The 26,472-nt window shown below is 70.3% G+C and carries 22 protein-coding genes and 2 pseudogenes; 13 read left to right on the top strand and 11 right to left on the bottom strand.

Annotated features, from left to right (window positions below; genetic code table 11):
• Positions 1–240: 240 nt before the first annotated feature.
• Together ABT063_RS24525 and ABT063_RS24520 are read left to right on the top strand one after the other, a co-directional pair.
• Positions 241–840 (top strand): toll/interleukin-1 receptor domain-containing protein, encoded by a 600-nt coding sequence (locus ABT063_RS24525; RefSeq protein ID WP_351060060.1) that lies wholly within the window; start codon positions 241–243, stop codon positions 838–840.
• Between the two features lie 42 nt (positions 841–882).
• Positions 883–1,047, top strand: coding sequence for a hypothetical protein (locus tag ABT063_RS24520; RefSeq protein ID WP_351060081.1), 165 nt, complete (start codon positions 883–885; stop codon positions 1,045–1,047).
• Positions 1,048–1,171: 124 nt separating this feature from the next.
• On the opposite strand, the pseudogene ABT063_RS24515 reads toward ABT063_RS24520, so the two are convergent.
• Positions 1,172–1,324, bottom strand: a pseudogene (locus ABT063_RS24515) (helix-turn-helix domain-containing protein); the annotation flags it as partial.
• Between the two features lie 68 nt (positions 1,325–1,392).
• Between ABT063_RS24515 and ABT063_RS24510 the strand changes: the two are divergent.
• From ABT063_RS24510 to ABT063_RS24500, 3 genes are all read left to right on the top strand, one after another.
• Entirely contained in the window at positions 1,393–1,596 is a 204-nt protein-coding gene (locus ABT063_RS24510) for a hypothetical protein (protein ID WP_351060057.1), read from the top strand.
• A 98-nt stretch (positions 1,597–1,694) separates the two neighbouring features.
• A complete protein-coding gene (locus tag ABT063_RS24505) occupies positions 1,695–5,990 on the top strand; it encodes a tetratricopeptide repeat protein (RefSeq protein ID WP_351060054.1) in 4,296 nt (1,431 codons plus the stop codon).
• Positions 5,991–6,421: 431 nt separating this feature from the next.
• Positions 6,422–7,291: a CHAT domain-containing protein gene (locus ABT063_RS24500; protein ID WP_351060078.1), complete on the top strand. Its 870-nt coding sequence runs from the start codon at positions 6,422–6,424 to the stop codon at positions 7,289–7,291.
• A gap of 10 nt (positions 7,292–7,301) precedes the next feature.
• Here the strand turns inward: ABT063_RS24500 and ABT063_RS24495 are convergent, their stop codons facing one another.
• From ABT063_RS24495 to ABT063_RS24485, 3 genes are all read right to left on the bottom strand, one after another.
• Positions 7,302–7,850 (bottom strand): restriction endonuclease, encoded by a 549-nt coding sequence (locus ABT063_RS24495; RefSeq protein ID WP_351060051.1) that lies wholly within the window; start codon positions 7,848–7,850, stop codon positions 7,302–7,304.
• 197 nt (positions 7,851–8,047) lie between these two features.
• On the bottom strand, positions 8,048–8,212 hold the full coding sequence (locus tag ABT063_RS24490) for a hypothetical protein (protein WP_351060048.1): 165 nt from the start codon (positions 8,210–8,212) through the stop codon (positions 8,048–8,050).
• A gap of 176 nt (positions 8,213–8,388) precedes the next feature.
• Entirely contained in the window at positions 8,389–8,586 is a 198-nt protein-coding gene (locus tag ABT063_RS24485) for a hypothetical protein (RefSeq protein WP_351060045.1), read from the bottom strand.
• A gap of 149 nt (positions 8,587–8,735) precedes the next feature.
• Between ABT063_RS24485 and ABT063_RS24480 the strand changes: the two genes are divergently transcribed.
• Entirely contained in the window at positions 8,736–8,972 is a 237-nt protein-coding gene (locus ABT063_RS24480; protein ID WP_351060042.1) for a hypothetical protein, read from the top strand.
• A 62-nt stretch (positions 8,973–9,034) separates the two neighbouring features.
• Here the strand turns inward: ABT063_RS24480 and ABT063_RS24475 are convergent, their stop codons facing one another.
• Together ABT063_RS24475 and ABT063_RS24470 are read right to left on the bottom strand one after the other, a co-directional pair.
• On the bottom strand, positions 9,035–9,523 hold the full coding sequence (locus ABT063_RS24475) for a Crp/Fnr family transcriptional regulator (protein WP_351060039.1): 489 nt from the start codon (positions 9,521–9,523) through the stop codon (positions 9,035–9,037).
• Positions 9,418–10,779, bottom strand: coding sequence for a competence protein CoiA family protein (locus tag ABT063_RS24470; protein WP_351060036.1), 1,362 nt, complete (start codon positions 10,777–10,779; stop codon positions 9,418–9,420). The genes ABT063_RS24475 and ABT063_RS24470 overlap by 106 nt, the downstream gene beginning before the upstream one ends.
• Positions 10,780–11,255: 476 nt before the next feature.
• On the opposite strand from ABT063_RS24470, the pseudogene ABT063_RS52275 reads away from it, so the two are divergent.
• The 4 genes and pseudogenes from ABT063_RS52275 (at position 11,256) to ABT063_RS24445 (ending at position 15,184) form a co-directional block, all read left to right on the top strand.
• Positions 11,256–12,336, top strand: a pseudogene (locus ABT063_RS52275) (IS110 family RNA-guided transposase).
• A 50-nt stretch (positions 12,337–12,386) separates the two neighbouring features.
• Entirely contained in the window at positions 12,387–13,685 is a 1,299-nt protein-coding gene (gene pcaDC, locus ABT063_RS24455; protein ID WP_351060030.1) for a bifunctional 3-oxoadipate enol-lactonase/4-carboxymuconolactone decarboxylase PcaDC, read from the top strand.
• A gap of 33 nt (positions 13,686–13,718) precedes the next feature.
• Positions 13,719–14,354, top strand: coding sequence for an MBL fold metallo-hydrolase (locus ABT063_RS24450; protein ID WP_351060027.1), 636 nt, complete (start codon positions 13,719–13,721; stop codon positions 14,352–14,354).
• Positions 14,355–14,404: 50 nt separating this feature from the next.
• Positions 14,405–15,184 (top strand): exodeoxyribonuclease III, encoded by a 780-nt coding sequence (locus tag ABT063_RS24445; RefSeq protein ID WP_351060024.1) that lies wholly within the window; start codon positions 14,405–14,407, stop codon positions 15,182–15,184.
• On the opposite strand, the gene ABT063_RS24440 is transcribed toward ABT063_RS24445, so the two are convergent.
• Positions 15,181–16,944, bottom strand: a complete 1,764-nt coding sequence (locus ABT063_RS24440; RefSeq protein WP_351060021.1) for an SGNH/GDSL hydrolase family protein — start codon at positions 16,942–16,944, stop codon at positions 15,181–15,183. The two genes, ABT063_RS24445 and ABT063_RS24440, sit on opposite strands and share 4 nt — an antisense overlap.
• Positions 16,945–17,161: 217 nt before the next feature.
• Here ABT063_RS24440 and ABT063_RS24435 point away from each other — a divergent pair, with 217 nt between their 5' ends.
• Positions 17,162–17,569: a DUF6278 family protein gene (locus tag ABT063_RS24435; protein ID WP_351060018.1), complete on the top strand. Its 408-nt coding sequence runs from the start codon at positions 17,162–17,164 to the stop codon at positions 17,567–17,569.
• A gap of 236 nt (positions 17,570–17,805) precedes the next feature.
• Here the strand turns inward: ABT063_RS24435 and ABT063_RS24430 are convergent, their stop codons facing one another.
• Both ABT063_RS24430 and ABT063_RS24425 read right to left on the bottom strand, forming a co-directional pair.
• Positions 17,806–19,371, bottom strand: coding sequence for a CocE/NonD family hydrolase (locus ABT063_RS24430; protein ID WP_351060015.1), 1,566 nt, complete (start codon positions 19,369–19,371; stop codon positions 17,806–17,808).
• A 116-nt stretch (positions 19,372–19,487) separates the two neighbouring features.
• On the bottom strand, positions 19,488–20,246 hold the full coding sequence (locus ABT063_RS24425) for a hypothetical protein (RefSeq protein WP_351060012.1): 759 nt from the start codon (positions 20,244–20,246) through the stop codon (positions 19,488–19,490).
• Between the two features lie 127 nt (positions 20,247–20,373).
• Between ABT063_RS24425 and ggt the strand changes: the two genes are divergently transcribed.
• Positions 20,374–22,179 carry a gamma-glutamyltransferase gene (ggt, locus tag ABT063_RS24420; protein ID WP_351060009.1) on the top strand — a complete coding sequence of 602 codons (1,806 nt, stop codon included), beginning with the start codon at positions 20,374–20,376 and terminating at the stop codon, positions 22,177–22,179.
• Positions 22,180–22,195: 16 nt separating this feature from the next.
• On the opposite strand, the gene ABT063_RS24415 is transcribed toward ggt, so the two are convergent.
• Together ABT063_RS24415 and map are read right to left on the bottom strand one after the other, a co-directional pair.
• Entirely contained in the window at positions 22,196–24,739 is a 2,544-nt protein-coding gene (locus ABT063_RS24415) for an ATP-dependent Clp protease ATP-binding subunit (RefSeq protein WP_351060006.1), read from the bottom strand.
• A 673-nt stretch (positions 24,740–25,412) separates the two neighbouring features.
• Positions 25,413–26,180 (bottom strand): type I methionyl aminopeptidase, encoded by a 768-nt coding sequence (map, locus tag ABT063_RS24410; protein ID WP_351060003.1) that lies wholly within the window; start codon positions 26,178–26,180, stop codon positions 25,413–25,415.
• 32 nt (positions 26,181–26,212) lie between these two features.
• Here map and ABT063_RS24405 point away from each other — a divergent pair, with 32 nt between their 5' ends.
• Positions 26,213–26,464, top strand: a complete 252-nt coding sequence (locus ABT063_RS24405; protein WP_095748857.1) for a helix-turn-helix domain-containing protein — start codon at positions 26,213–26,215, stop codon at positions 26,462–26,464.
• The last annotated feature ends 8 nt before the right edge of the window (positions 26,465–26,472 follow it).

Here is a 26,472-nt window from a genome sequence, read left to right as displayed (position 1 = left end):
TCCAGCTCGATCTCCGCGGCCTCCAACACCTCAGCCAACCGCGCGGCTTCCTCCCGCAACCCCTCCACCCGCACGCGGGCAGCCGCCTCCCGCTCCTCCAGCATTCCCAGCACCGACGCCACCGCGCACCCCTCGGTCATGAAGCGGACACAAGACGCCGCATGCCTCCCTCACTCCGAGCGAAACCATGCCTGACCAGCAGAAACCAAGGGATCACGTTCGGTTGAGATACGGCTTCTCATGCACGCCTTCATCTCTCACAACCACCGCGACAAGCCCCAAGTGACGCCACTTGTCGCCCGCTTGCGGCTGCTCGGCGTGGACGTCTGGCTCGATTCATGGAAGATCCGACCCGGGGATCGGATCCCCGGCAAGGTCAACGAGGCGCTGGGGCTTGTAGACACCGTCATGGTCTTCTGGTCCGCCAACTCTTCGAAGTCCCCTTGGGTGAACACAGAGTGGGAGGCCGCCCTCACACGGCGACTGCGGGATGACTCTGTCCGCGTCATCCCAGTTGTCCTCGACGACACCCCGCTTCCGCCGCTCCTTGAGCCGTTCATGTGGGTTTCCGTGGTTGACGGTGATGTCGATCGAGCTGCTCGAGAACTCGTAGGTGTGGACTCCCAAGCGGAACTCGTGAAGACGATGCAGCGGACGGTTGAGGAGTCCGGACTGGAGTACCGGTATTTCTATGGGTTCGGCGTCCTCGTTGGCTGTCCCCGGTGCGGAACTCCAAGTTCGAAGTTGGAAGGCTGGAGCGCCGTTGATCACGTCCGAGACGACATGTACGCGGGAGTTCGTTGTACCGAATGTGGGTGGGACGAGGGCGGCGAAGTCTGACTACACCGCGCACACCGCCGCGCAGCCGCGGCGCTGCTGCCGGTGCTGATCCCCCTGCGCCCGGTCTTCTACCCGCTCACGCTGGTGATGTTGATCGCCACGGTGGTGTGGGGCGGAGCTTCCCGGTCCGGCCGATCGGCCGGACTCTCCGGCGGCGCCGACGGCCCCACCTACGAGACATCCCCGCAAGCCCCGGGTACGCAGTGACGTCCTCCGTGAGCCGGGGTCGTCGCCCCGGGCCCGGGCCGGTCGCCCAGCCCGTCGAGGCCCTCGGCGTTGACCGGTGCAGCCGGCGGCGCACCGTCTCGGGGTGGCAGCCCACCTGGGCGGCAATGGCCGCCGGCCGCGTCCCGTCCCAGCTGGCCTCGATGATCCGGGCACGCTGGATCCAATCACCCGGGGCATGCCGGGCACCGGCCAGCCGCCGGACCTCACGCTCCTCGTTCTCGTCGCGCGCAGCCCGCGCGAACAGCAACTTCGGCATGGCACAAGCCTCCTACCACGCACGATGCCCCCGACCAGAGCCGCTGACCAGGGGCACATCCGCACCCTTTGAGGCACGCAGCACTAGGCAAGAAGAAAGCCCTGGTCGCGCTCGAACACTCGATGCACATGCTCACCCACGACACCGGCTTCCACGACCTCGGCGACGACTACTGCACCGAGCACGACCCCGAACGCGCCCTGCGCCGCATCACCCGGCAGGCCAACGACCTCGGCCTCACCGTCCGCTTCGAACCAATCGAGGCCGCATGATCTCACCTCCTGTTCGCCGGAACCCACGCATCGGACCAGACCCTCGCTGATCGGCGGTTTCGGTAGACTGCCGCCGGTTGGGGCGGGCGGAGGTGTTCGTGCGGGAGAAGTTGCTCGAGGCCGTGCGGGCGCGGACCGCGCATGCCATCGAGACCGGTCATTCGCGGTGGGTGCTGGCGCCGGAAGCGTTGGAGGAGGCGGGTGCCCTGCTGGCCGGGGTGCTCGGGTCCGACGAGGATCCCGACCTGGAGGTGCTGCGGGCCGTCGGCGAGCTGTACTGGCTGCGGGTTCAGGCGCTGCCGGTCGATGAATGGGACGAGGATCTGCGCATGGCTGCGATCCTCTACCAGCCGGTGTACCAGGCCGACCCGGATGCGGTGCCGGAACAATTGCGCAGCTTGTACGCCGAACAGGTCCGTCGCCCCAAGAAGCGCAAGCTCAAGGGTGGGCGGATGGATCCGGCCGCCTGTACCGACCAGGGTGCGGAATTGTTCGACTGGTTCCTACGCAACGGTGACCTGGAGGCGTTGGAGAAGGCTGTTCACCTGTTCCGGACGGCGTTGTCCGCCGTTCCGGAGGACCATCCGATGTACGGGCTGTGCCTGTCGAACATGCATGCCGCGGCGTCCGCGCTGGCCGACGAGACCGGCGACGCGGACGTGCTGCAGGAGGCGGTGAGCGCGGGCCTGACCCTGCTCGAGGTCATAGACGAACGCGATCCCGAGTACCCCGAACACGCCAGCGAGGTCGGGCTTTCGCTGCGGTCCCTGTTCGAGCGCACTGGGGTCGTCAGCGTGCTGCGAAAGTCGGTGGGGCTGGCCCGGTCCGCCGTGGCCACGACCCCAGGGGACGGGGCCATCCGAGCCGGTCGCCTGTCCAATCTAGGCGTCGTGCTCCAGATGCTGCACGAGCACACCGGGGATGCGCGGGCCATCGACGAGGCGATCACCGCCGGGCGGGATGCGGTCGCCGCGATGCCGGTCGGCGATCCCGACCGGGCCACCTGCCTGTCCAACCTGGGAAACACCCTGCGCGTCGCGTTCGAAGCGAGCGGCGACACCGCCATGTTGCGGGAGGCGGTCGCGGTTGGCCGGGCGGCGTTGGAGGGCACGCCGGAGGATGATCCCGGTCGGGCGGGGAGCATGTCGAGCCTCGGCGGCACGCTGCAGTTGCTGTACGAGCACACCGGGGACCGCGCTGCGCTGGCGGAGGCGGTCGCCGTCGGGCGCGCCGCGTCGGCCTCCCTGCCCGCCGACCACCCTGCCCGGCAGGCTGTCCTGGCCAACCTCGGCGTGAGCCTGCGGGAGCTGTTCGAAGCCAGCGGGGACGCGAACCTGCTCCACGAAGCGGTCGTCGCCCACCGCCAGGTCGACGCCGCCACCCCCGACGGGCATCCCAGCCAGGCCAGCCGCCTGACCAACCTCGGGAACACGCTGCGCGCGCTGTACGACCATTCCGGGGATCGGCAGGCATTGGACGATGCCGTTGTGGCCGGTCGTCGTGCCGTCGCGGCGATCCCCGTCGGCCATCCCATGCGGGCCGCGAGCCTGTCCAACCTCGGGAGTTCGCTGCTGGCCCAGTTCGACGAGACCGATGATCTGCGGACGCTGGGCGAGGCCGTTTCGGCCAACCGAAAGGCTCTCGCGGCGATTCCGGTCGATCATCCGTGGCACGCCCGATTCCAGTCCAACCTCGGGATCAGCCTGCACATGCTGTTCAAGCGGACCGGTGATCTCGACAGTTTGCGCGAGGCCATTGCGGCCGGTCGGGCCGCGGTCACCGAGGTGCCTGACGGCCACCCGGAACTGGTCAGCTACGTGACCGGCCTGAGTGCCACCCTGCGCACCGCGTTCACCAAATCCGAAGACCAGCAAGCACTTTCGGATGCCCGGAATGCTCTGGCGGACATCGCGGCCACCGGCGTCGGCGCACGAGATGGTTTACCGGAAGACGACCCGGTCCGTTCGATGATCCGGTCCGATCTCGAGCCGGCCGCGCAGGATCCTGCCGAGGAGACCGGCTCGAAACAGAATCCGGACCCGGAGGTGGAACTCGACGAGCGGCCTGGACAGGGTTCGACGAGGGATCATCGGATCCGGCAGGTCCGCGGTCGGGTCGACCGGTTCACCACCACTCGTGCGCCGGAGGTCGTGCTCGGCTCCGACGCGATCGGCGAGGTGGTGGACCTGCTCTGTTCGGTGCCCGATCCGGTCGAGGACATCGAGGTTGCGCAGACCGCGGGCTGGCTGTTCTGGTTGCGGTTCGCCGCCCGCGGCACGGTGGACGGCGAACCGGAGCTGATGATCGCGCTGGATCTGCTCGCCCCGCTGTACCCGTTGGGCGCCGGCGCCGTTCCCGAGCTGATCGGCGAACTGTGGGACGACAAACCGCCGGCCGAGCCGGACGGGGCCGCGGTGCTGGCCAAGCTCGGTCGGGCGCAGTTCCGGGAGGCGCAGGAAAACGACGACGACGCGGTCGCGCTGAACCGGTCCGTCGACCTGCTGCGGCGGGCCGTCGCCGTGGCCGGATCCGACCACCCCGACTACGCCCAATGCCTGACCAACCTGGGCAGCGCGCTGCTGACCCGGTTCGAACGCGACAAACTCCCGGCCGACTTGTCCGAGTCGATCGAGTTCTGCCGGGCGGCGGTCGGGGCTAGCCGACCCGACGAGCCCGCCCGCGCCATCTACCTGTCCAACCTGGGCAACGCCCTGCTGACCCGGTTCGAGCACCTGGCGAGCGAGGCCGACCTGGACGCCGCCATCGAGGCCGGCCAGGCCGCGGTCACCGGCTGGCCCGATCACCCCGACCACGCCGCGATGGTGTCCAATCTCGACCTCGCGCTGCGGACCAGGGCCGCGTTCGGCGACCAGGCGGCCGGGCTGGATCGGAGGATCGAGGAGGCGCGCACCGGCTCGAGCGCACCCGATGGGCCGGACGCGGCCGAACTGAGCGAGCTGCTGCTGGCCCGGTTCCAACGCGCCGGGGATCCGGCGGATCTGGACGAGGCGATCCAGGTGCGCCGGGACGCGGTCGCCACGGCGGTCGACGATTCCGGACGGGCCTCGCACCTATCCGGCCTCTGCGAACTGCTGCGGGTCCGGTTTGTCCACTTCGGGCACGAATTGGACCTCGCCGACGCGATAGCGCACGGTCGCGCCGCGGTGGCGGCGACCCCGGCCGGGGATCCCGGGCTCGGCTGGCGGCAGGCCAACCTCGCCAACGCGCTGAGCCAGCGCTACAAGAACACCGGCGATCTCGGCGACCTGGAGGAGGCGGCCGCGCTCGGCCGAAGCACGGTGGCCGCCACGCCCGTCGGCGACTTCAACCGCCTCAATTACCTGACGAGCCTTTGCGACACCCTCCGCGCCCTGTTCGAGCGCACCGACCGGCTCGCGGATCTCGACGAAGCGGTCGAGGCCGGGCGGGCCGCGGTCGGCGCCGCACCGCAGCATTCCCCGCACCTCCCGGCGTTCCTCGGCAACCTCGGGGCCGCGCTGCTGGCCCGGTTCCGGCGTACCGGCAGCCAGGCCGACCTGGACGAGTCGGTCGATCTGCTGCGGCGGGCGGCGCTCGCCGCGCAGGCCGCTAGCCCGGACCGGGCGTTGATGCTGGCGAACCTAGGCGCCGCCCTGCAGACCCGCTTCGATTCGGTGGGCGACCCCGAGGACCTGGACGAGGCGATCGACGTCTGCCGGGAGGCCGTGCGCGCCACCCCGCTCGAGCACCCCGGCCGGGCGGCACGCCTGTCCAACCTCGCCGGGGCGTTGCAGGCGCGGTTCGGGATCGGCGGCGAGGCGACGGATCTGGACGAGGCGGTGGAGGCCAGCCGGTCCGCGGTCGAGGCGCATCCACCCGGTCACCCGGCCCGGGCGCCGGCGTGGTCGAACCACGCCCTGGTGCTGCGCGGGCGGTACGAGCACAGCGGCCGGCCGACGGACCTCGACGCGGCGGTGGCGGCCGCGCGCGCCGCGGTGGCCGAGGCGCCCGCCGATCACCCGGACCGCCCCGCGTACCTGGCCAACCTGAGTGGGGCGCTGCGCGACCGGCACGCCCGGACCGGTGCCGATGCGGACCTCGACGGTGCGCTCGCGGCGGCGCGGGAAGCGGCGTCGGCCGACGTGGGTCCCCCCCCCGAGTCCGCGCGGTGGCGGCGGCGCGGTGGGGAAGCCTGGCCGCGGCGGCTGGTCGGTGGGCGGAGGCCGTGGCCGGATACCAGGCGACGATCGATCTCTTGGCCCGGATGGTTCCGCGCCAACTCACCCGCCGCGACCAGGAGTTCCTGCTCGATGGCACGCACGGGACCGGGTCGGACGCCGCCGCGTGCTGCGTGCGGGTCGGGTCGGTCGCCCAGGCCGTTGAGCTGTTCGAGCAGGGCCGCGGCCTGCTGCTGAGCCAGGCGCTGGACAGCCGCACCGACCTCACCGCGCTGGCCGAGCGCCATCCGGAGCTGGCCGACCGGTTCACCGCGCTGTGCGCGGAGCTCGACTCCTCCGGTCCTGCGGACGATGTCGTGGCGCGACGTGCGACGGCCACGGCGTTCGACCGGCTCGTCGCGGACATCCAGAAGCTGCCCGGGTTCGACCGCTTCCTGCGCCCACCGGCCGTAGCTGACCTCGCGCCGGACGAGGGCCAGGTGGTGATCGTCAGTGTGTCCCGGTACGGCTCCTACGCACTGATCCTGCCCGCCGACGGCGAGGTCACGGCCGTGCCGCTGCCCACGCTCACGCCCGACGCCGTGCTGGCCGAGGTCGGTGACTTCCTCCGGGCGGTCGAGGACACCACCGCCAATTCGGCGCGGACCCGAGCTGCCGCCCAGGATCGGATGACGCGCACGCTCGGCTGGCTGTGGGACACGGTCGCCGGTCCAGTACTCGACGCCGTGGGCATCACCAGGACGCCGCGCGGGGGCGAGTCCTGGCCCCGACTGTGGTGGTGCCCGTCGGGCCTGCTGTCGTTCCTGCCACTGCACGCAGCGGGCCACCACGATACGGCGTCCGACGCCGTGCCGCGCACGGTGCTGGACCGGGTGGTGTGCTCCGTCACCCCGACGCTCCGGGCGTTCGCCCATTCCCGGCGCGCAGCGGATTCGGCCCCGCCTCGTGCCGGTCGGGCGGTCGTGGTGGCGATGCCGAAGACCCCAGGTGGATACGCCGATCTGTCGGGTGCCGAAGCCGAAACGGCGGTGCTGTGCCGGCACTTCCCCGGCGAGGTCGAGGTGCGCACTGGCACGGCCGCCACCCACGACGCCGTGCTCGACGCGCTGACCAGGGCCCGGTGGGCACACTTCGCCTGCCACGGGCGTAGCGACCTGGCCGATCCGTCGGCCGGGCGGCTGGTGCTGGCCGACCACCACAACCAGCCGCTCACCGTGATGGACCTGGCCAGGCTCCGGATGGACGACGCCGAATTGGCGTTCCTGTCCGCGTGCTCCACCGCGCGTCCCAGCGGTCGGCTGGCCGACGAGGCGATCCACCTGGCCTCCGCTTTCCAACTCGCCGGCTACCGGCACGTGATCGGCACCCTGTGGCGGATCGGCGACTGGCAGGCGGTGGACGTCGCCGACCTGATCTACTCGGCGATCGCCGACGGCGCGGGCGTTGCCGAGGCGGTCCACAGCGCGACCCGCCGAATGCGCGACCGATGGCCGGATGACCCATCGGCGTGGGCGTCGCACATCCACGTCGGCACGTAGCCGGAGGATGTCAGGCAGGCTGTCCCAACAGGAATGTCGCGACACAAGCCGCATGATCATCGTCGTCGGCGGACAGCACCAGACCCCGCGAGCCCGCCCCACCGCTGTAGTGCGCCACGAACGTGGGGCGCGCGGTCGCGGTGTCCCTGGTCGCGAACAAGAAGCGGCTCTCCGTGACCGTCACCAGAGCAATACCATGCGCCGCCGCGAACTCGACCGCACCACTCTGGTACGGCGAAGTGGCGACCATTACACCCTTATGCGCGCCGACGCTGTGGATCTTCTGGTGAAGCACCTGGACGAGTTCACGCTTGATCGGATTCCGGTGCAGCTTGGCCTCGACGACCACCAGGAAGGCCATTCCCGCGAACCGGTACCGGACGGTCGCGTCGAAGTCGTACGCGCCATCGGCGCCAACGATCTTCTCGTGCACGGTGACCACGAGGTCGTCCACCTCCGACCCCGCCGCGCCCAGCAGCTCCCCCGCGACGAATTCCTCGAACTCCCCAGGGGTGATCGCCGGGTGCGGGTAACGCAGGGTGCGGTCGTCCTCGGTCACGCGCCGACATTACTCCAGGCCGTCACATTGTCGACTGCCTCAGTGCCGGAGCCCGTCGCTGGGTCATGGCGAAGAGGCGGGCGGCGAGGTCAAGCCGTGGCGACTCATGTACTGACGGGCGCGCCAGAGTGCTTGTTCCCAGGCTTGCTCCGTAGCCAGGCGACGAGGCGTCCCGCAGGCTGAGGCGTGCGAGCAGATCACGGCATTCTGCACGGCCCGCACGCGGGCCGGAAGCCGATCCAGGCCCTGAGCGCCGCCGTGTAATCGCCCTCGACCGGGACGGGCTCGCCGGCGTCCCGGGAGTTGGCGCGGGAGCGGAGCATGCCCAGGGCCCACAGGACACCGTCGAGGAGTTCAGCCATGAGCGTGGCATCGTCGCTGGCGACGTCGGCCTCCGTCGGTGTCAGGTTGATGGTGAAGCTGAGCTCCGGTATCGCTGTCAGTGACGCAGGAGATGGTAATGCGCTCGACCGCCCTCAGTTGATGGGAGTCACCCGAAAGAAGTGGCTCCCATTCGATCTGCTGAAGACAGCCGGAGTCACGGGGGATTGGACGGCCCGGTTCGCCGCTGGTGTTCGGCGAAGCTGACGTGGTCGACGGTGGCGGTGTAGCGCTGGGCGGCATTGACGGTGAGGCCGAAGAGATCGGCGATGCGCCGGGGATCTCCTTGGCTGGCCTGTGCTTCGTCAAGGATGCGGTCCTCGCGGAGGGCTTGGGCGGGGATGCCGACGACCACGCGCGGCATGGCACCGTATGGACCACCAACGAGTCGGGCGGCTCGGAGACCGTCATCGACGCCGACACCGGGAAGGTCCGCGGCACCGTCCCCCTCGGCGGAGAGACGGGCAACGTCTCCTTGGCCGGGCCAGGTTTGACGACGCCACCGTGCTGTTGCTCTACCAAGTCGTGATGGCCTGGGGACTTGGCTACTTTCTGGTGGAGATGCGGGCGATGGTGGTCGATCCGGAGGATACAGATTCTGCTGTCCGCCTCGGCCTGCATCTGCTGCCCACCCGGGAATATCCCCGGCTGCGCGCCCTGTTGCCTGCCATGGCCGATCTCGATGCCGACGCAGAGTTTGCCGCCGGCCTTGACGCACTGCTCGAACGCTTCGCCCCTTGACCTACAGAAGAGATGACGCCACTAACCCTGCCGGGGGCTTACGGAAGTGTGACGGCGGGCCGCTATCCGGATTCGTCGCCGAGCCGTTCGGAGTCCAGGACGGTGATGCGGCCGCGGGCGAGACGGATCAGGTGCCGGTCGGCGAAGTCGCGCAGGACTTTGGTGCAGGTCTCCCGGGAGGTTCCGGCCAGGGCAGCGAGCTGTTCGTGGGTAAGGGCGATCTGCGGATGGCGGGTGCCGGGGCGCAACGGTCCGGCCGGTGGCTGAGCTGTGGTGAGGGTGAGCAGGGTTGTGGCGATGCGCTGGGCGACGGATTTGAAGACGCTGTCGGACAGGCGCTGTTCGAGGTCGGCGAGACGGCGGCCGAGGCGGAGCCCGGACGGGACCCGCCAGTACGTGGCGGCCAGGGCGACCTGCGCGGCGGCTGGCGTTTCATCGCCTGAGGTTAGGGCTGCTGCGAGGCGGTGGTGAGTTCCACGGCTTGAGCTTTGCGCGCGGCGGCGAAGACAGCCCTGCGGGCACTGAACGGGTCGTGGGTGGCGGGCAGCCATGGGTGGGTCGCCAGGGCGGCGGCCAGTCGCCTGCACTCTTCCTGGGCTGCGAGCCACCGCTCTCGTTCTGTGTGCGTGATGTCGATTCGTCCCGCTGCGATGTCCGCTCCACCCGGGAGGGTGTCGGCGAGTGCTTTCAGGCGCTGAAGGGCGGAGTCCAGCGCCAGCCTCGCCGCCACTAGATCGCCGGGAATCTCCCAGCCGTCCACGTTCCACGTGGACCTGTACTCCGGCGGCGGTCCCTTCGACAGCCAGTCGGAGGCATCGATGGGATCGCCACTGTCGCGGGGCCGCGCAAGCTCCGTGCGAATCCCGGTGTCCTCGCCATAGTGGCAGTGCGGGTCGGGCGGGAGCGGCTCGGCGGGGAGGAGCGCGGCGGTCGAGCCGGCAGCCGACGCCGGCAGATAGGGATCCGGTTCCGGACGGCCCTGGAGGAACTCCGCCTTGTCCGACGGCTTCACCCACATGTGCCACCCGCGCCGCCGCCCTGTGCGTGCTCGCATGAACAGCGTCACGAGCTCGCCTGTGGCCGTGATGCGCACCATGTCGTCGTAGTGCGCCTGCGTCGATTCCCACGTGGCGTGCCAACCGCCACAGCGCGTACCAGTCCTCGGGCATTCGCGCTGAGTGCTCCAGTCACAGCGGACCATGCGCAACGCCTTCACGCCTCCTCGTACGCGCAAGGCGTCCCGACTGCCCACGTCCTGCCATCGCTGGACATTCAGCCTGGCCCAAGGCGCCCGATCGATGGCGAGCGAGTTCTCGTTCGTCACGAGCCACAGCGGTGTCAGGCCGTCGCCCAACGCAGTGCGCGTCCTGTTGTCCACAGAACCACTCGCGATCGGCGAGATCTGGATCTCGTAGCCGATCTTCTTACCGCCGACCCCGGCGACCGTTACATCCGTACGACGGCGACCATGTACGGCTCGGTCTTCGACGGAGACGTTGAAGCCCTCTCGACTGGCTGTTTCGGCGGTGTGGTTCTTGAGCGCCTTGTGCAGCTCGCTCTCGCCCGCTGTCTCGGACACCTCGCCCCTGGTCACATGCCGGGCGTGGTAGCGGCCGTTCTTCTCGACGATGGTCATGAACCCGGGGCAGACGGTGCCGTATTCGTGGGCCCCGAGGCAGTAGAGAAGGTCGGGCTTGTAATTGCGGTGAATCTCCTGCAGGAGCTCCGGTCGGTCCGGGTTACCCAGGTCTGATGCACTCAAGTCGATAGTGATCCCGTAACCGCGATGCAGCACGTTGTGGGTCATGCTTTGAGAGTAAGTCCTGCCTCTGACAACAGAGTTGGCTGCTGCTGCTGCTGCTGCGGCAGGGCTGGTCGGTGGCGGTGCCTCTGTCGACGAGCAACCACGCTCCCTGAACGCGCCGCTTGCCTTCGGGCGCTGTTGTGGTCGGCTGGGATCCAGTTCTGGGTGTTGCGTGAGGGGGATTGAGCATGTTCTGCGGCCCCTGAGCGGAGGTGAGATGGGGGCGGGAGGATGGGTGGGTGCTGTCCCGGGCCTGGGGTCTGACTCATGACATGTTTGACCGAAGTGTCCTGATCTCACGGTGTCGGCTGCTGGCCGGGGATGGTGCGTTGTCGGTGCCGGGCCGGCGGGGTGTGTCCCGATAGGGGCCTGCCGATCGTTGTGGCGTCCTCACGATTCTGACCGCCCGACGCGGCCCGGTACCGGCAACGCGACGCGCCGTCGGACTGGAAAGGGGAACGGACATGTCTAGATCGACCATGTCCAGTACGCCGCCTGCTCCCAAGACCCGCCGCCGTCGCCCTGCGGGTGAGGTGGTGTTGGGAGTGGACACGCACCGGGATGCCCATGTGGCTGCGGTGCTTTCTGTGATGGGGACAGTGCTTGCCACTGACGAGTTCCCGGCCACTGCGGCCGGGTACTGCGATCTGCTGAAGTGGGCCAGGAAGTCGGGAGCCGTGAGGCGGGCCGGGGTGGAGGGGACCGGTTCCTACGGGGCGTCCTTGTCGCGCTATCTGCTGGCCCAGGGCATAGACGTGTTTGACGTGAATCGGATGGATCGGGCAGATCGCCGTCGGCGCGGCAAATCGGATCCGCTTGATGCTCAGAACGCGGCGCGAGCCGTATTGAGCGGGCGGGCCCGCGCCCGGGCGAAAGCGCGCGACGGGCCGGTGCAGATCGCGAGAATGTACAAAATCACGAAGGTGTCGGCCGTCAAAGCGCGCACGCAGGCCATCAATCAGCTCAAGTCCGTCCTGATTACTGCCGATCCTGCCTTGCGGGAAGAACTGGCCGGACTGGGCAATGCCGAACTTTTCCGGGCCTGTGCGCGGTTCGCCGACGTGAGCAGTCGCGAGGAGGACGGTGAGGAGTCGGTGCTGCAGGCCACTCGGATCACGCTGGGTCTGCTGGCTCACCGGATCGGCCAGCTCTCCGAGCGGATCCGGGATGTGGACGTTCGTCTGGCCCGCCTCGTCAAATGTCACGCCCCGCAGCTGCTCGACGTGGTGGGGGTCGGTCCGGACACGGCCGTCGCCTTGCTGATCACGGTGGGGGACAACCCGGAACGCCTGGACAGTGGCGTCCTTCGCCGCCCTGTGCGGGGTCAGTCCTGTCGAGCGTTCCTCGGGACGCCGGCAGTTCCGTCGCCTCAACCGTGGTGGCGATCGTCAGGCAAATGCCGCGCTCCATCGCATGGTGTTCACCCGCCTGCGGGTCGACCCGCGCACTCAGGACTACTACGAGCGCCGGATCAAGGAGGGCAAGACCCGGCGTGAAATCGTCCGTTGCCTCAAACGCTACGCTGCTCGGGAGGTCTTCCACCTGGTCAAACAGCTATAGCCAGGACCCCGCTTATAGGGGCTGTCGTGACAGATGAGAGGCTCGGACGGGTGAGCGAGACACCACCGAACACCCTGCAGTACCGCTTTGACGGGCCAGAAGAGGCTCCCGTCCTGATCCTGGGTCCCTCTCTGGGTACCACATGGCACATGTGGGACCGACAGGTCCCCGAGCTGGCCAAGCAGTGGCGTATCTTCCGGTTCGACCTGCCGGGGCACGGCGGCGCGCCCGCGTACCCGGCCGGCTCGGTCGGCGACCTCTCCGCACGGCTGCTCGCCACGCTCGACAGCCTCGGCGTGCAGCGCTTCGGCTACGCGGGCTGCGCCCTCGGCGGTGCGGTCGGCATCGAGCTGGCCCTGCGCCACCCGGAGCGCCTCGCCTCGCTCGCGCTGATCGCCGCCTCGCCCCGCTTCGGCACGGCCGACGAGTTCCGGCAGCGGGGCGTGATAGTGCGGACGAACGGGCTCGACCCCATCGCCCGCACTTCCCCCGACCGCTGGTTCACGAGCGGGTTCGCCGCCGCGCAGCCGGCGATCACCGAGTGGGCCGTGCAGATGGTGCGCACCACCGACCCCGGCTGCTACATCGCGGCCTGCGAGGCGCTCGCCGCGTTCGACGTACGGCCCGAACTCGGCCGCGTCGGCGTCCCGACCCTCGTCCTCGTCGGCTCGGACGACCAGGTCACCGGCCCCGCCGAGGCCCGCACCCTGGTCGCGGGCATCCCGGACGCCCGGCTCGCCGTCGTCCCCGGCGCCTCCCACCTGGTCCCGGTCGAGCAGCCGGCCGCCGTCACCGACCTGCTGGTGAGACATTTCTCCACCGCCTGGCAGCCCGCCTTCGACTCCACCACCGGCCAGATGGCGGCCATCGGGGCGGCCCCGGTCAAGCCGGTCCTGTCCGCCGCACCGCCACAGCCCGCGCCCCGCCCCGAGATCGCCCCGGCCGTGGAACCGCAGGTCATGAGCCGCCCCGACCCGTACGACGCCGGGATCAAGGTCCGCCGCGAGGTACTCGGCGACGCGCATGTCGACCGGGCGCTGGCGCAGGCCGACGAGTTCTCGGGAGACTTCCAGGAGTTCATCACCCGCTACGCCTGGGGCGAGATCTGGGACCGGCCCGGCCTCGACCGCCGCTCGCGCAGCTGCGTCACCCTCACCGCGCTTGTCGCGGGCGGCCACCTGGAAGAACTCGCCTTCCACACCCGCGCCGCCCTGCGCAACGGCCTCACCCCCGCCGAGATCAAGGAGGTGCTGCTGCAGGCGGCGGTCTACTGCGGCGTACCGGCGGCGAACAGCGCGTTCAAGGTGGCCCAGCAGGTCATCCGCGAGGAGACCACCCCCACCGAGTGAGCCCCGCCCCCGCCCCGGGGGCAGGATGGATCCATGAAGCTCACGAAGAAGTCGCACGCCTGCGTCCGCCTCGAAAAGGACGAGCAGACGCTCGTCCTCGACCCCGGTGGATTCAGCGAGGAGGACGCCGCGCTCGGCGCGGACGCGATCCTCGTCACACACGAGCACCCCGACCACTTCGACGAACTGCGACTGCGTGCCGCCATGGAGAACGACCCGGCCGCGCAGATCTGGACCCTGAAATCGGTCGCGGAGAAGATCTCGTCGGCCTTCCCCGGCCGTGTGCACACCGTCGGCCACGGCGACACCTTCACCGCCGCCGGCTTCGACGTCCAGGTCCACGGCGAACTGCACGCCGTCATCCACCCGGACATCCCGCGCATCACCAACGTCGGCTACCTCATCGACGACGGCAAGGTCTTCCACCCCGGCGACGCCCTCACCGTCCCCGACCACGCCGTCGAGACGCTGATGCTCCCGGTCATGGCCCCCTGGAGCAAGATCTCCGAGGTCATCGACTACGTCCGCGAGGTCAAGCCGCAGCGCGCCTACGACATCCACGACGCCCTGCTCACCGACCTCGCCCGCCCGATCTACGACCGCCAGATCGGCGCCCTGGGCGGCGCGGAGCACCTCCGGCTGACGCCCGGGGACTCGGCGCAGGTGTGACCGCACCCGGGCGGGCGGCGTTGTCGGACCCGCCCGGTAGGTTGTGAGGCATGCGCATCGCGACCTGGAACGTGAACTCGATCACCGCCCGCCTGCCAAGGCTCCTGGCCTGGCTGGAGAGCAGCGGCACGGACGTGCTGTGCCTCCAGGAGGCCAAGGTCGCCGAGGAGCAGTTCCCGCTCGACGAACTGCGCGACCTGGGCTACGAGGCGGCGGTCCACGCCACCGGCCGGTGGAACGGCGTGGCGGTGCTCTCCCGCGTAGGCCTGAAAGAGGTCGTCAAGGGCCTGCCCGGCGACCCCGGCTACGACGGCCTCCAGGAGCCCCGGGCCATCTCCGCGACCTGCGGCCCGCTCCGCGTCTGGTCGGTGTACGTGCCGAACGGCCGCGAGGTGGACCACCCCCACTACGCCTACAAACTCCAGTGGTTCGAGGCCCTGAAGGCCGCCGTCGCCGGCGACGCGGCAGACAGCCGCCCGTTCGCGGTGATGGGCGACTACAACGTGGCCCCGACGGACGACGACGTGTACGACAGGTCCGCTTTCGAAGGCTCCACCCACGTCACCCCCGCCGAGCGCGCCGCCCTGGCGTCCCTGCGCGAGGCCGGCCTGTCCGACGTGGTCCCGCGGCCCCTGAAGTACGAGCACCCGTTCACTTACTGGGACTACCGCCAGCTCTGCTTCCCCAAGAACCGCGGCATGCGCATCGACCTGGTGTACGCCAACGAGCCGTTCACCAAGGCGGTCACCGACGCATACGTCGACCGCGAGGAGCGCAAGGGCAAGGGCGCGTCGGACCACGCACCGGTCGTGGTGGACCTCGAGGTCTAGCCCAACAACCTCAAGTCCACCGACTCCGCCAGAGCGGCCAGCCCCGCGTCCCCCGGATGAAGATGGTCCCCGCTGTCGTACGCGGGCAGCATCCGCGCCGGATGCGCGGGGTCGCGTACCACCCCGTCGAAGTCGAGCACGCCGTCGAACACGCCCGCGTTCCGGATCCACGCGTTGACCGCGACCCGTTCCGCGTCGACGGCGGCCGTGCACCGTGCCTCGCCCTCGCACGGCAGGATCGTCGCCGCCAGCATCCGCAGGCCCCGCGCGTGCCCTCGGTCCGCGAGTTCCCGCAGCCCGGCGATCACCTGCCCGGCCGTCGCACCCCACCGCACGTCGTTCACGCCCTCGAAGACGATCGCCGTACGCGCGGACGTCTGGGCGAGGACGTCCCGGTCGAACCGGTGCAGCGCGCTCACCCCGCCCGTGTCGGTGGAGACCCCGTCGCCGGGATACCGGTCGGTGACCACACGGTTCGCGGAGATCCCCTGGTTGAGCACCCCATAGCGGGGGACCACATTCTGGTGCAGCAGCCGTGTGGCCAGCACATTGGACCACCGCCGGTTCGCGTCCACCGTGGACTGGTCGCCGTCGGTGATCGAGTCCCCGAGCAGCACCACCGAGCCCGGCCCACCGCCCACGTCCACCCCGGTCAGCAGTGGCCAGCTCGTCACCACCGAGGTGTACGCCGCCGGGGAGGCGTCCGCCGCGTGATCGCCCGGCTCGCTCACGTACGACCGCTGCATCGCCAGCCGGTGCACGGGCACGGCCGTCACCGCCCGGGGCAGGTGGAAGCTCACCAGCAGATTGGCGTCCGCCGGCACCGCGAAGCCCAGCGGATCACTGAACGTCTGTGCCCCCGCCGGGATCTCGACCCCCGCCGCACCCCGGAAGGCCAGCGGCACCGGTGCTCCCCGCGCCGCCGCGCCCCGCGCCTGCACCGCCACCGTGGCACTGCCGATCCGTACCGGCGCCGCCGCGAACGTGTTGTCGAACCGCAGCCGTACCCGCGGCCCGCCCACCGATGTGTGCACCACGAGCCGCACCGTCCGGTCCGACCAGGGGCCCACAGCCGGATAGCCGGACGTCGCCGCCGCCCAGCTCCCCGTCCAGCCCGGCGCGGCGGCCCGCACCGACAGCGCGAAGACATGCAGGTCGGATGCGAGAGGCAGCCGTACGGAGACGACCTCGCGCCCCGGCACGAGCGGCACTGTCACGACGTACAGCCGTGCCTTTTCGGCGAGTTGGCCGCCGGGCGTGTTGATGTGCGGCAGTGCGACCGCCTTCGTGGCGAGCGGGCCGGTGCGCCAGTCGGGGGCGGTCAGCCGGTACGAGGAGCGGCTGCCGTCCGCGTACGAGACCGTACCCGTGCCGCTCACCGCGTCACCGCCAGTGCCCGCCACGAGGAAGGCGAGCGCGTCACCGCGCCCCCGCACGCGGACGTCCTGTCCGGCGGCCCGCACATTGTCCGGCTCGCCCGGCTGCCGCCCCGGCCAGGTGAGCCGCGCTCCCTGCACGGTGAGGGCCCGGCCCGCCGTCCAGCCCGCGGCCGTGAGGTCCCGCGCCGACAGGGAGGCGCCCGAGCCGTCGAAGTCCGCCTCGCCCGGGAGGGAGTCGTCGCTGACCGCCCTGTTGTCGAAGAGCCGCTCCAGCGGAGGGGGTTCCGCCCCTGTGTCGGGGGCTGCCGACGCCGAACCTCCCGGCACGAGGGCGGCGAACAGGGCGAGGGCGACCGCACCACCCCAGAAGCATCGGCGCAAGGCCGACTCCTTCCGTTCACGACGGGACAGACAGGACGGGACAGACAGGACGGGAGAAAAAGTCGGGACGAGAGACGGGACGAAAGGCGCTTCGTGAAGCTAAAGAGGCATCGGTGAAGCGTCAACGAGCCATGCGCGAACATGGCGTGAAGTCGACCGGAATCGAGGGCCCGCGCGCCTGTGGTGCGCATGGCAGGGTGGATGACACGCTGGGTGTATGAAGATCCCTTTTCTGGGCGGCCGGCGGGAGAAGCCCGGCGCCCCCGACCCCGAGGGCATCGCCGAACTCCTCTCCGAGTGCGAACTGCTGCGCTCGCAGGCGTCCCAGGAGGGTGTCCGACTCGACGACACGGCGGCCTCACTGGAGGCATTGGACCAGCTGGTGCCGCGCTGGCGGGACGACGAGGAGATCCTGCCGTGGCTCGGCAACGACGCCGGGCTCTATCTCGGCACGGTCATCGTGCGGACCGTCCCCGGCGCCACCTGGGATCTGTGGCCGGACGGCCAGCCCGTCATCCGGCTGGCCTCCGGCCGTGAGTTCGACGTCGTGGCCTCCGGGCACGAGTGGGCCGCCAGCGGCGTGCCAGAGCTCTCGCAGCTGTACGCCGAAGTCGCCGAGGCGTGAGTCCCTGGCCCGCAGTTCGACGTAAATACGGCTAATGCCCGAAAAGTGCGTGTCGCGGCTTAGTTCAGATTTTGTCCGGATAAGTTGCGGCAATCACGAGACAGCTGAGAGTGGGTAGGGCTGCGTATGGCCGTCGATCCGTTGAGCGAGCGGGCCAAGGACTTTCTCTCCAAGATCCTCAGGCACTGAGAGGGGCGGCGGTCACCGAGCCCGCCCCGCCCGGCAGCAGCCGGAGATCACTGCTCGCGCACCGGAATCGACACGCACGACGGGTCGTTCGCCGGCGAGGAGAAGGTCAGCTGCGCCCCGGTCGGGTTGTGCTCGACGTAGAGCGGGTCGACCGTGTCGACCACCAGGGCCAGCCGGTGCCCTGCCGGGACGTCGTAGGCCGTGGAGAACAGTTCCAGGTCGACGTCGAACGGCTTCCCGGGCGTCTGCCCGTGGAAGGTGTACGGCGCGTTGCTGACCAGCTTGCCGAGGCCGAGCGGCCCCACGTCGTAGAGGTAGGCGACGAGGGTGCCGCTCTCCTTGGTCGGGGTGAGCGTGGTGTGCATCTTCGCTGTGCCGCGCACTCGTTGGGCGGTGGCGTACTTCCCCGACTGCCATACGGCGGTCCAGCGGCGGGGGAGCAGGGGGATCGAGGCGACCGGGGGCAGCTGGGCCACCTGGTCGAGGATGCTGGAGAGGAAGACCACTCCGCCGTTGGCGCCCGAGTCGACGTTCGCGCGGATCGTGGTGGTGCCCGCGAGGGCGATCTTCTTCCGGGTCGCGCCGACGGACTTCCAGTCCGGATAGCCCTCGTAGCCGCCCGAGGAGCGGGACTTGAGCCGGACGGGCCGCTCGCGGTCGATGCCGTTGTCCTCGCCCTGGAGGTAGTGGTCGAACCAGCGCTCGGTGTCGGTCCACACGTCGTTGGGTAGGCCGAACAGTCCGGTGACCTCGGCGGTCGCGTGGTCGCCGGGGCGCATCTCCAGTCGCTTGGGGCCGGTCAGCTTCTCGTAGAAGTCCGTGTACTGGTTGGGCGGGAAGATCGTGTCGCCCCAGGCGTTGGCGAGCATGACGGCGGTGTCGTTCTTGTTCAGCTGGTCGACGTACGTCGCAGCGGAACGTTTCTTCCCCCAGGCGACGATCTCCGGTTCCTTGGCCAGGTTGGAGGCGTAGAAGTTGTCGAAGATCTGCCGGAGTTCGGCGCTCTGGCGGCCGGTGACCAGGCTGGCGCCGTCCAGGAGACCGGCGGCCTGGACGTGCTGGGTGCGACCGGAGTAGATCGAGTCGATCAGGTCGGCCCAGCCGCTGAGGGAGGCGACCGCCTTGACCCGCTTGTCGTGCGCGGCGGCGAGCAGGCTGATGCCGGCGCCGTACGAGACGCCCGCCATGCCGATGTGCTGAGCGTCGGCGGGGGTGTTGGCGAGCGCCCAGTCGATGACCCTGGACGCGTCGGCTATGTCGGGCGGGCCCGCGACTTCTATCTCGCCGCCCGATTGCCAGAAGCCGCGCACGTTGTAACTGACCACGATGTAGCCGGAGTTCGCGAGCTTCTGGGCCTGGGCGAGGTACTCGACCTGGGGCAGGCCCCAGCTCGTGGGCAGCACGAGCAGCGGGTGGCGGCGGGTGCCGTCGGCGCCGGCGGGCGTGATGACGTTCGCCTTGAGGACCGCGCCGCCGTCGCCGGTGATGTCGACGAAGCGGATGCCGGTCGCCGCCTGGGCGGTGGGGGCGAGGCCGAGGGCGCTACCGGCGATCAGGGTCGCGGAGACGGCGCCCGCGGCGGTCGTACGCAGGGCCTTGCGATGGTGTCCCACTTGTCACTCCTCACTCGTGTCAGTGCAAAGTGACCCGACGGTAACCTCGGGCTCTTACCGTAGGTAACCCGCCGGTAAGTTACGTGGGAGTAACGATTGTTGAAATGTGTTGAAAATCAGGAGGCGCGGTGGGAGTTGCGCGGAGCCGACGGTGCCGGCAGCGGGGTCTGTGCCGCCCGGGTCACGTCCGCGACCAGCTCGACCACATCGGGGCCGTACGCCTGCGAGTTGACGACCTTCAGCAGCAGGACGAAGGAGTTGTTGCCGTGCTTGCGGGTGAGCCGTTCGTGGTTGCGGGCGAGGTAGCGGGTCGTGGCCTGGTTGGTGATCGAGGTCTGGCCGCAGAAGAGGAAGACGGGGCGGCTGCCGTTGCTCTGGTCGACGGTGAGCCGGGCGAGGAGCGCGTACTCGGCCTTGCCGGCCTCGACGCGGTGGCGCTCGGAGCCGACCTGGAAGGCGCCGCGGTCCGGACCGGGTTCGGCGTCGACGTTCACGCGCACGCCCGGGAGCAGGGAGGACAGGTGGGCTGCCATACGGCGATTGGAGGCCGGGCCGCCCACGCAGAACTCGGTGCGCTCGCCGAACCCCTGTCGTGCCGCGTCGTGCGGGACGACCTGGGCATGGGCCTTGCAGTCCTTGATCAGTGCGGCGAGCTCGAGGAGCGCGAAGACATCGTGGCGCATCACCATCAGCTCGGGACCGCTGGCGCCGCGGTTCACCACCAGCACTGACTCGGCGTTGTCCGGCAGCCCGAAGAAGGCCTGCTTGCGGCGGAGTTTCCGCTTCCACAGGTAGGTCCGGGCGAGCCAGCCGAGCGCGGCGCTGATGCCGGCGGCCACCACACCCAGGACGATGTTGCGCACGTCGTCATTCATGGGCGCGCATGGTAGCGGGCGAACGCAAACCCATGTTCGACACGGGGCACGCCGGGCCCATTTGTGGTCCTGACGAGGGCATGGCGATGGGATTAGGCTGCGCCCACGGTCTCTTCTGGAGGTGCGGATGCGTCGCCCTGTCGCGCGCAAGCTGTCGGTCCTGGCGGTTTCGGTCGCCGTGGTGTCGGTGGGAGCGGCCGCGCCGCCCACCCCTCAAAGTGGCGCCGTCGAGAAGGCGCCCCTCGCCGTCGGCTACGGCGGCGCGGTCGCCAGCGTCGACGCGGACGCCTCCGCGGCCGGCATCGAGGTGCTGAAGAAGGGCGGCAACGCCGTCGACGCGGCCGTCGCCACGGCCGCCGCCCTCGGCGTCACCGAGCCCTACTCCTCCGGCATCGGCGGAGGCGGCTACTTCGTCTACTACGACGCCAAGTCCCGCAAGGTGCACACGATCGACGGCCGCGAGACCGCGCCGCTGACCGCCGACGAGAACCTGTTCGTGGAGAACGGCAAGCCGCTCGCCTTCGCCGACGCCGTCAGCAGCGGCCTCGGCGTCGGCACACCGGGCACTCCGGCCACCTGGCAGACAGCGCTCGGCAAGTGGGGCAGCAAGAAGCTCGGCAGCGTGCTGAAGCCGGCCGAGCGGATCGCCCGGAACGGATTCGTCGTCGATGGCACGTTCCGCTCTCAGACGGCCGCCAACGAGACCCGGTTCCGGTACTTCCCGGACACCGCCGAGCTGTTCCTGCCGAACGGCCAACTGCCCGTGGTCGGCTCCACTTTCAAGAACCCCGATCTCGCCCGCACCTACCGGGAGTTGGCCGAGATGGGCGTCGGCGCGATCTACCACGGCAAGCTCGCCGAGGACATCGTCGACACCGTCAACGACCCGCCGGTGGACCCTGGTTCGGGCTGGAACGCCCGCCCGGGCGAGCTGTCGGAGAAGGACCTCGCGGCCTACCGGGCCAAGCTCCAGGCACCCACCAGGACCTCGTACCGAGGCCTCGGCGTCTACTCCATCGCGCCCTCCTCCTCCGGCGGCACCTCCGTCGGCGAGGCCCTCAACATCCTGGAGAACACGGACCTTTCGAAGGCGAGCGAGGTCCAGTACCTGCACCGCTACATCGAGGCCAGCCGGATCGCGTTCGCGGACCGGGGGCGCTGGGTCGGCGACCCCGCCTTCGAGGACGTACCGACGAAGCAGCTGCTGTCGCAGCAGTACGCCGACTCGCGGGCCTGCCTCATCAAGGACGACGCCGTGCTCACCAGCCCCCTCGCACCCGGCGACCCGCGCAATCCGGCGGCCTGTGCCACGGGAGGCACGCCGGCTGAAACGACGTACGAGGGCGAGAACACCACCCATCTGACGGCGGCCGACAAGTGGGGGAACGTCGTCGCCTACACGCTCACCATCGAGCAGACCGGCGGAAGCGGCATCACGGTCCCCGGCCGCGGCTTCATCCTCAACAACGAGCTGACGGACTTCTCCTTCGCCCCGGCCAACCCGGCCGTGCACGACCCGAACCTGCCGGGCCCGGGCAAGCGGCCGCGCTCGTCGATCTCACCGACGATCGTGCTCGACCAGCACAACAAGCCGGTGGTGGCGCTGGGTTCGCCCGGTGGTGCGACCATCATCACGACCGTGCTGCAGACACTGACCGGGTTCCTCGACCGGCGGCTGCCGCTGGTCGACGCCATCGCCGCCCCGCGCGCCAGCCAGCGCAACGCGGCGCAGACCGACCTCGAACCCGGGCTCTACAACGACACCACCGGCCTCAAAGCCCAACTGGAGGCCATCGGGCACTCCTTCAGGCAGAACCCGGAGATCGGCGCGACCACGGGCGTGCAGCGGCTGCCGAACGGCAAGTGGCTCGCCGCCGCCGAGAGGGTACGGCGGGGCGGCGGCTCGGCGATGGTGGTCCACCCGGCGTCGTGAACGCGGCCGGGCACGGTCACAACTCGGGGGCGGGCGGCAGGTCTTCCGTACGGAACGTGAGCATCCCGCCCTCGACGTCGACCGTCACCCGGCTGCCTTCCTCGATCCGGCCGTCCAGGAGCAGCCGGGACAGCTGGTTGTCGACCTCTCGCTGGATGGTGCGGCGCAGCGGCCGGGCGCCGTACTCGGGCTGGTAGCCGCGCTCGGCCAGCCAGTCGACGGACGGGTCGGTGAAGTCGACCGAGATGCCCTGCGCGTGCAGCAGACGGCGGGTCTTCTCCAGCAGCAGATTGGTGATCCGCCGCAACTGGTCGGTGGTGAGCTGGCGGAAGACGACGACCTCGTCGACGCGGTTGAGGAACTCCGGCCGGAAGTGCTCGCGCAGCGGCCGCAGGATCTGCTCGCGGCGCGCCTCCTCGTCCGCCTCGGCACCGCCCGCCCCGAACCCGATGCCGGCACCGCGCCGGGTGATCGCCTCGGAGCCCAGGTTGCTGGTCATCACGATGACCGTGTTGGTGAAGTCGACGGTCCGGCCCTGTGAATCGGTCAGCCGGCCGTCGTCGAGGACCTGGAGGAGGATGTTGAAGACGTCCGGGTGCGCCTTCTCCACCTCGTCGAGCAGGAGCAGCGAGTACGGGTGCCTCCGGACGACCTCGGTGAGCTGCCCGGCCTCCTCGTGGCCGACGTATCCGGGCGGGGCGCCGACCAGACGGCTGACGGTGTGCCGCTCCTGGTACTCGCTCATGTCTAGACGGACCATGCGCTCCTCGCTGCTGAACAGGGCCTCCGCGAGCGCCCGGGCCAGCTCGGTCTTGCCGACGCCGGTCGGGCCGAGGAACATGAAGCTGCCGATCGGCCGGTCGGGGCTCGCGAGCCCCGCGCGGGAGCGCAGCACGGCGTCGGCGACGACCCGGACCGCCTCGTCCTGACCGATGACCCGCTGGTGCAGATGCTCCTCCAGGCCGAGCAGGCGGTCCTTCTCCTCCTCGGTGAGGCTGCTGACCGGGATGCCCGTCTGCCGGGACACGACCTCCGCGATCGCCTCGGCGGTGACCTTCAGGTCCATGCCCTCGTCGACCTCGTCGTCGCCGGTGGCCTCGGCGATCCGCCGCTTCAACTCGCCGATGCGGTCGCGCAGTTGCGTGGCCTGCTCGTACTGCTCGTCCGCGACCGCCTGGTCCTTGTCCCGGGTCAGCTGCTCGACCTCGCGCTCCATGGCCCGTACGTCCGTGCCCTTGGTGCGGGCGCGCAGCCGGACCCGGGCGCCGGCCTGGTCGATCAGGTCGATGGCCTTGTCCGGCAGACGGCGGTCGGTGAGATAGCGGTCGGACATCTCGACGGCGGCCACCAGCGCCTCGTCGGCGTAACGGACCTGGTGATGGGCCTCGTAGCGGTCGCTCAGCCCGCGCAGGATCTCGATCGTGTCCGCGACGGACGGCTCGGGCACCAGGATCGGCTGGAAGCGGCGGGCCAAGGCCGCGTCCTTCTCGATCCGGCGGAACTCCTCCAGCGTGGTCGCGCCCACGATGTGCAACTCGCCGCGCGCCAGGGCGGGCTTGAGGATGTTGCCGGCGTCCATGGACCCGCTCTCGCCGCCGCCTCCGGCGCCCACGACGGTGTGCAACTCGTCGATGAAGACGATCAGTTGTTCGGAGTGGGCGCGGATCTCGCCCACGATGTTGTTCAGCCGCTCCTCGAAGTCCCCCCGGTAGCGGGTGCCCGCGACCACGCCGGTGAGGTCGAGGGCGACCACCCGCCGCCCGTTGAGCACGTCCGGCACGTCACCGTCGGCGATGCGCTGGGCGAGCCCCTCCACGATCGCCGTCTTGCCGACGCCCGCGTCACCGATGAGGACCGGGTTGTTCTTGCCGCGCCGGGAGAGCACCTCGATGGTCTGCTCGATCTCCTCGTCCCGCCCGATCACCGGGTCGATACGACCCTGGCGGGCCAGGTCGGTGAGATCGCGGCCGTACTTGTCCAGGGTGGGCGTCTCGGCGGCGCGCGGCCGTTCGCCGCGGGCCTGCGTGGTGTCCTGTGCCGCCTCGGGCGGCAGGCCGGAGGGCGCGAAGCGGGCCGAGTTGAGGATGTGCCCGGCCGCCGAGTCGGGGTTCGAGGCGAGCGCGCTGAGCACGTGCTCCGGGCCGATGTACCCGGCACCGCGCGCCCGGGCCAGATCGTGCGCGTCCAGCAGGGCGCGCTTGGCGGCCGGGGTAAGGGACAGTGAGGTCGGCGGCGGGGCCTCGCCCGGCGGGTGCTGGGCCGGGCCGGAGCGCTCGTCGATCTCCGTGGCCAGCGAGTCGGGATCCGCACCGGCACGGCTGAGCAGGCTCCGGGTCGGCTCGGCGGCCAGCGCGGCCCGCAACAGATGCTGGGTGTCCAGATCGCGGCTGCCGTGCTCGGCGGCGTACTGGGCGGCGCCCCGCACCAGCTCCCGGGCGGGCTGGCTCAGCAGCCGTCCGATGTCGATCTGGCGGGGACCGGGGCGCGGTCCGCCGAAGAAGCGTGCGAGGAATTCTCCGAAGGGGTCGTAGCCCTCTGGGCCGGTGAAGCCGCTGCTCATGGCGTTCCCATCCGGCGTCCCTGCGCGGGCAGGGTCGCCCTCGCTGATCGACGTGCCGGAGTCGGGTAACCCGGGTGGAACCTGGTTACACCTGGGGCGCGCGTTCGTAGAACACCTTCGCACGATCGGTGGCCGGGGGCACCTCCAGAGAGCCGTCCGCGGCCCCGACAGCGGTCTTCGGGTCAGTCAGTTCTTCGGGTCAGTCAGTGGTCTTCCAATCAGTCTTCGAGCAGGGCCGGCTCCGCGAGCGTCTTGCGCACCCGCGGACGCCAGTCCGCGGTGCCGACCTCGTGGTGGGCGGCGGGGAAGCGGCGGGCGGCACGCCGTACGTGGACCACGGCGCCGACCGGGTTGGTCTGAAAGGTGACCTCCAGCTCGCCCGGACAGCCCGGGCGAGGCGCGTGGTCCGGTAGTCCTCGGTCTCGCCGTCGGAGCCCGTGCCGGCGTGGACGCGCAGGTAGACGCACTTGACGTACGTGTCCCGCCCACCGCCCCTGACCAGCACCTCCCCGCAAGTCCCCGCCGGCACGGGCTCCGACGGCAGGATCTGTGTGTCCACCTCGATCGCCTCGCCGGAATCCCTGATCCGGAACAGCCGCTCGAACCCCACGTGCGCCCCTCCTCGAGCCCGCGATGATCAGGCAAGAAGGCAAAACAGCGGCGTCGGGACAGGTCAGCGTGCCGTCAGGATCCGCGGCCCCGAGTCCGTGATCGCCACGGTGTGCTCCGCGTGCGCCGCCCGGGAGCCGTCGTTCGTACGGAGGGTCCAGCCGTCCGGTGCCGCGTGGTAGCCGTCCGTGCCGCCGCCGATGAGCATGGGTTCGATGGCGAGGACCATGCCGTGTCGCAGAGGGAGGCCGCGCCCCGGCCGGCCCTCGTTCGGGACCGGCGGATCCTCGTGCATACGGCGGCCCACGCCGTGGCCGCCGAAGCCGTCCGGGATGCCGTACCCCGCCGCGCGGCACACCGAGCCGATCGCGTGCGCGATGTCGCCGATGCGATTGCCCACCACCGCCGCCTCTATGCCCGCCGCGAGCGCCCGCTCCGCCGTCTCGATCAGGCGCAGGTCGGCCGCGCGCGGCCTGCCCACCACGAAGCTGATCGCCGAGTCGCCCGCCCAGCCGCCGAGCTCTGCGCCGCAGTCGATGGAGACCAGGTCGCCGTCGCGCAGCCGGTAGCGGGTCGGGATGCCGTGCACGATCGCGTCGTTCACGGAGGCGCAGACGACGGCCGGGAAGGCCGTGGGCGCGAACGAGGGCCGGTAGCCGAGGAAGGGCGAGCCCGCCCCCGCCTCACGCAGTACGTCGTGCGCCACCTCGTTCAGTTCCAGCAGGGAGACGCCCACGTCAGCGACCTTTCGTACGGCCGTCAGGGCGCGGCCGACGACCTGGCCCGCCTCGTACATGGCGTCGATCGATGTGTCTGTCTTCAGCTCCACCATGCCAATTACTATACCGGTATTACAATGACGGTATGGTGCGCACCCCTCTCACCCCCGAAGAACGCGAACGCGGCGAGCGGCTCGGCCGGCTGCTGCGCGAGGCCCGTGGCGGCCGCAGCATGACGGACGTCGCGGCGAGCGCCGGCATCTCCGCGGAGACCCTCCGGAAGATCGAGACGGGGCGTGCGCCGACACCGGCGTTCTTCACGGTCGCGGCGCTGGCGCAGGCCCTCGGTCTGTCGATGGACGACTTGGCGGGGCGGTGCGTGCTGGTCGGTTTGTGAAGCAAGTG

The organism is Streptomyces sp. NPDC002838 (assembly GCF_040295365.1).
In the GTDB taxonomy this organism is placed as follows: Bacteria; Actinomycetota; Actinomycetes; order Streptomycetales; family Streptomycetaceae; genus Streptomyces.
The sequence above is the reverse complement of the archived record's forward strand: the minus strand, read 5'-3'. Positions and strand labels throughout refer to the sequence as shown.

Coding starts and splice junctions, on each gene's coding strand:
- ABT063_RS24525 (WP_351060060.1), top strand. CDS start 241: ATGCACGCCTTCATCTCTCACAACCACCGCGACAAGCCCCAAGTGACG.
- ABT063_RS24500 (WP_351060078.1), top strand. CDS start 6,422: ATGACGCGCACGCTCGGCTGGCTGTGGGACACGGTCGCCGGTCCAGTA.
- ABT063_RS24490 (WP_351060048.1), bottom strand. CDS start 8,212: ATGGCTGAACTCCTCGACGGTGTCCTGTGGGCCCTGGGCATGCTCCGC.
- ABT063_RS24475 (WP_351060039.1), bottom strand. CDS start 9,523: ATGGCTGCCCGCCACCCACGACCCGTTCAGTGCCCGCAGGGCTGTCTT.
- ABT063_RS24470 (WP_351060036.1), bottom strand. CDS start 10,779: ATGACCCACAACGTGCTGCATCGCGGTTACGGGATCACTATCGACTTG.
- ABT063_RS24450 (WP_351060027.1), top strand. CDS start 13,719: ATGAAGCTCACGAAGAAGTCGCACGCCTGCGTCCGCCTCGAAAAGGAC.
- ABT063_RS24445 (WP_351060024.1), top strand. CDS start 14,405: ATGCGCATCGCGACCTGGAACGTGAACTCGATCACCGCCCGCCTGCCA.
- ABT063_RS24435 (WP_351060018.1), top strand. CDS start 17,162: ATGAAGATCCCTTTTCTGGGCGGCCGGCGGGAGAAGCCCGGCGCCCCC.
- ABT063_RS24425 (WP_351060012.1), bottom strand. CDS start 20,246: ATGAATGACGACGTGCGCAACATCGTCCTGGGTGTGGTGGCCGCCGGC.
- ggt (WP_351060009.1), top strand. CDS start 20,374: ATGCGTCGCCCTGTCGCGCGCAAGCTGTCGGTCCTGGCGGTTTCGGTC.
- ABT063_RS24415 (WP_351060006.1), bottom strand. CDS start 24,739: ATGAGCAGCGGCTTCACCGGCCCAGAGGGCTACGACCCCTTCGGAGAA.
- map (WP_351060003.1), bottom strand. CDS start 26,180: ATGGTGGAGCTGAAGACAGACACATCGATCGACGCCATGTACGAGGCG.
- ABT063_RS24405 (WP_095748857.1), top strand. CDS start 26,213: ATGGTGCGCACCCCTCTCACCCCCGAAGAACGCGAACGCGGCGAGCGG.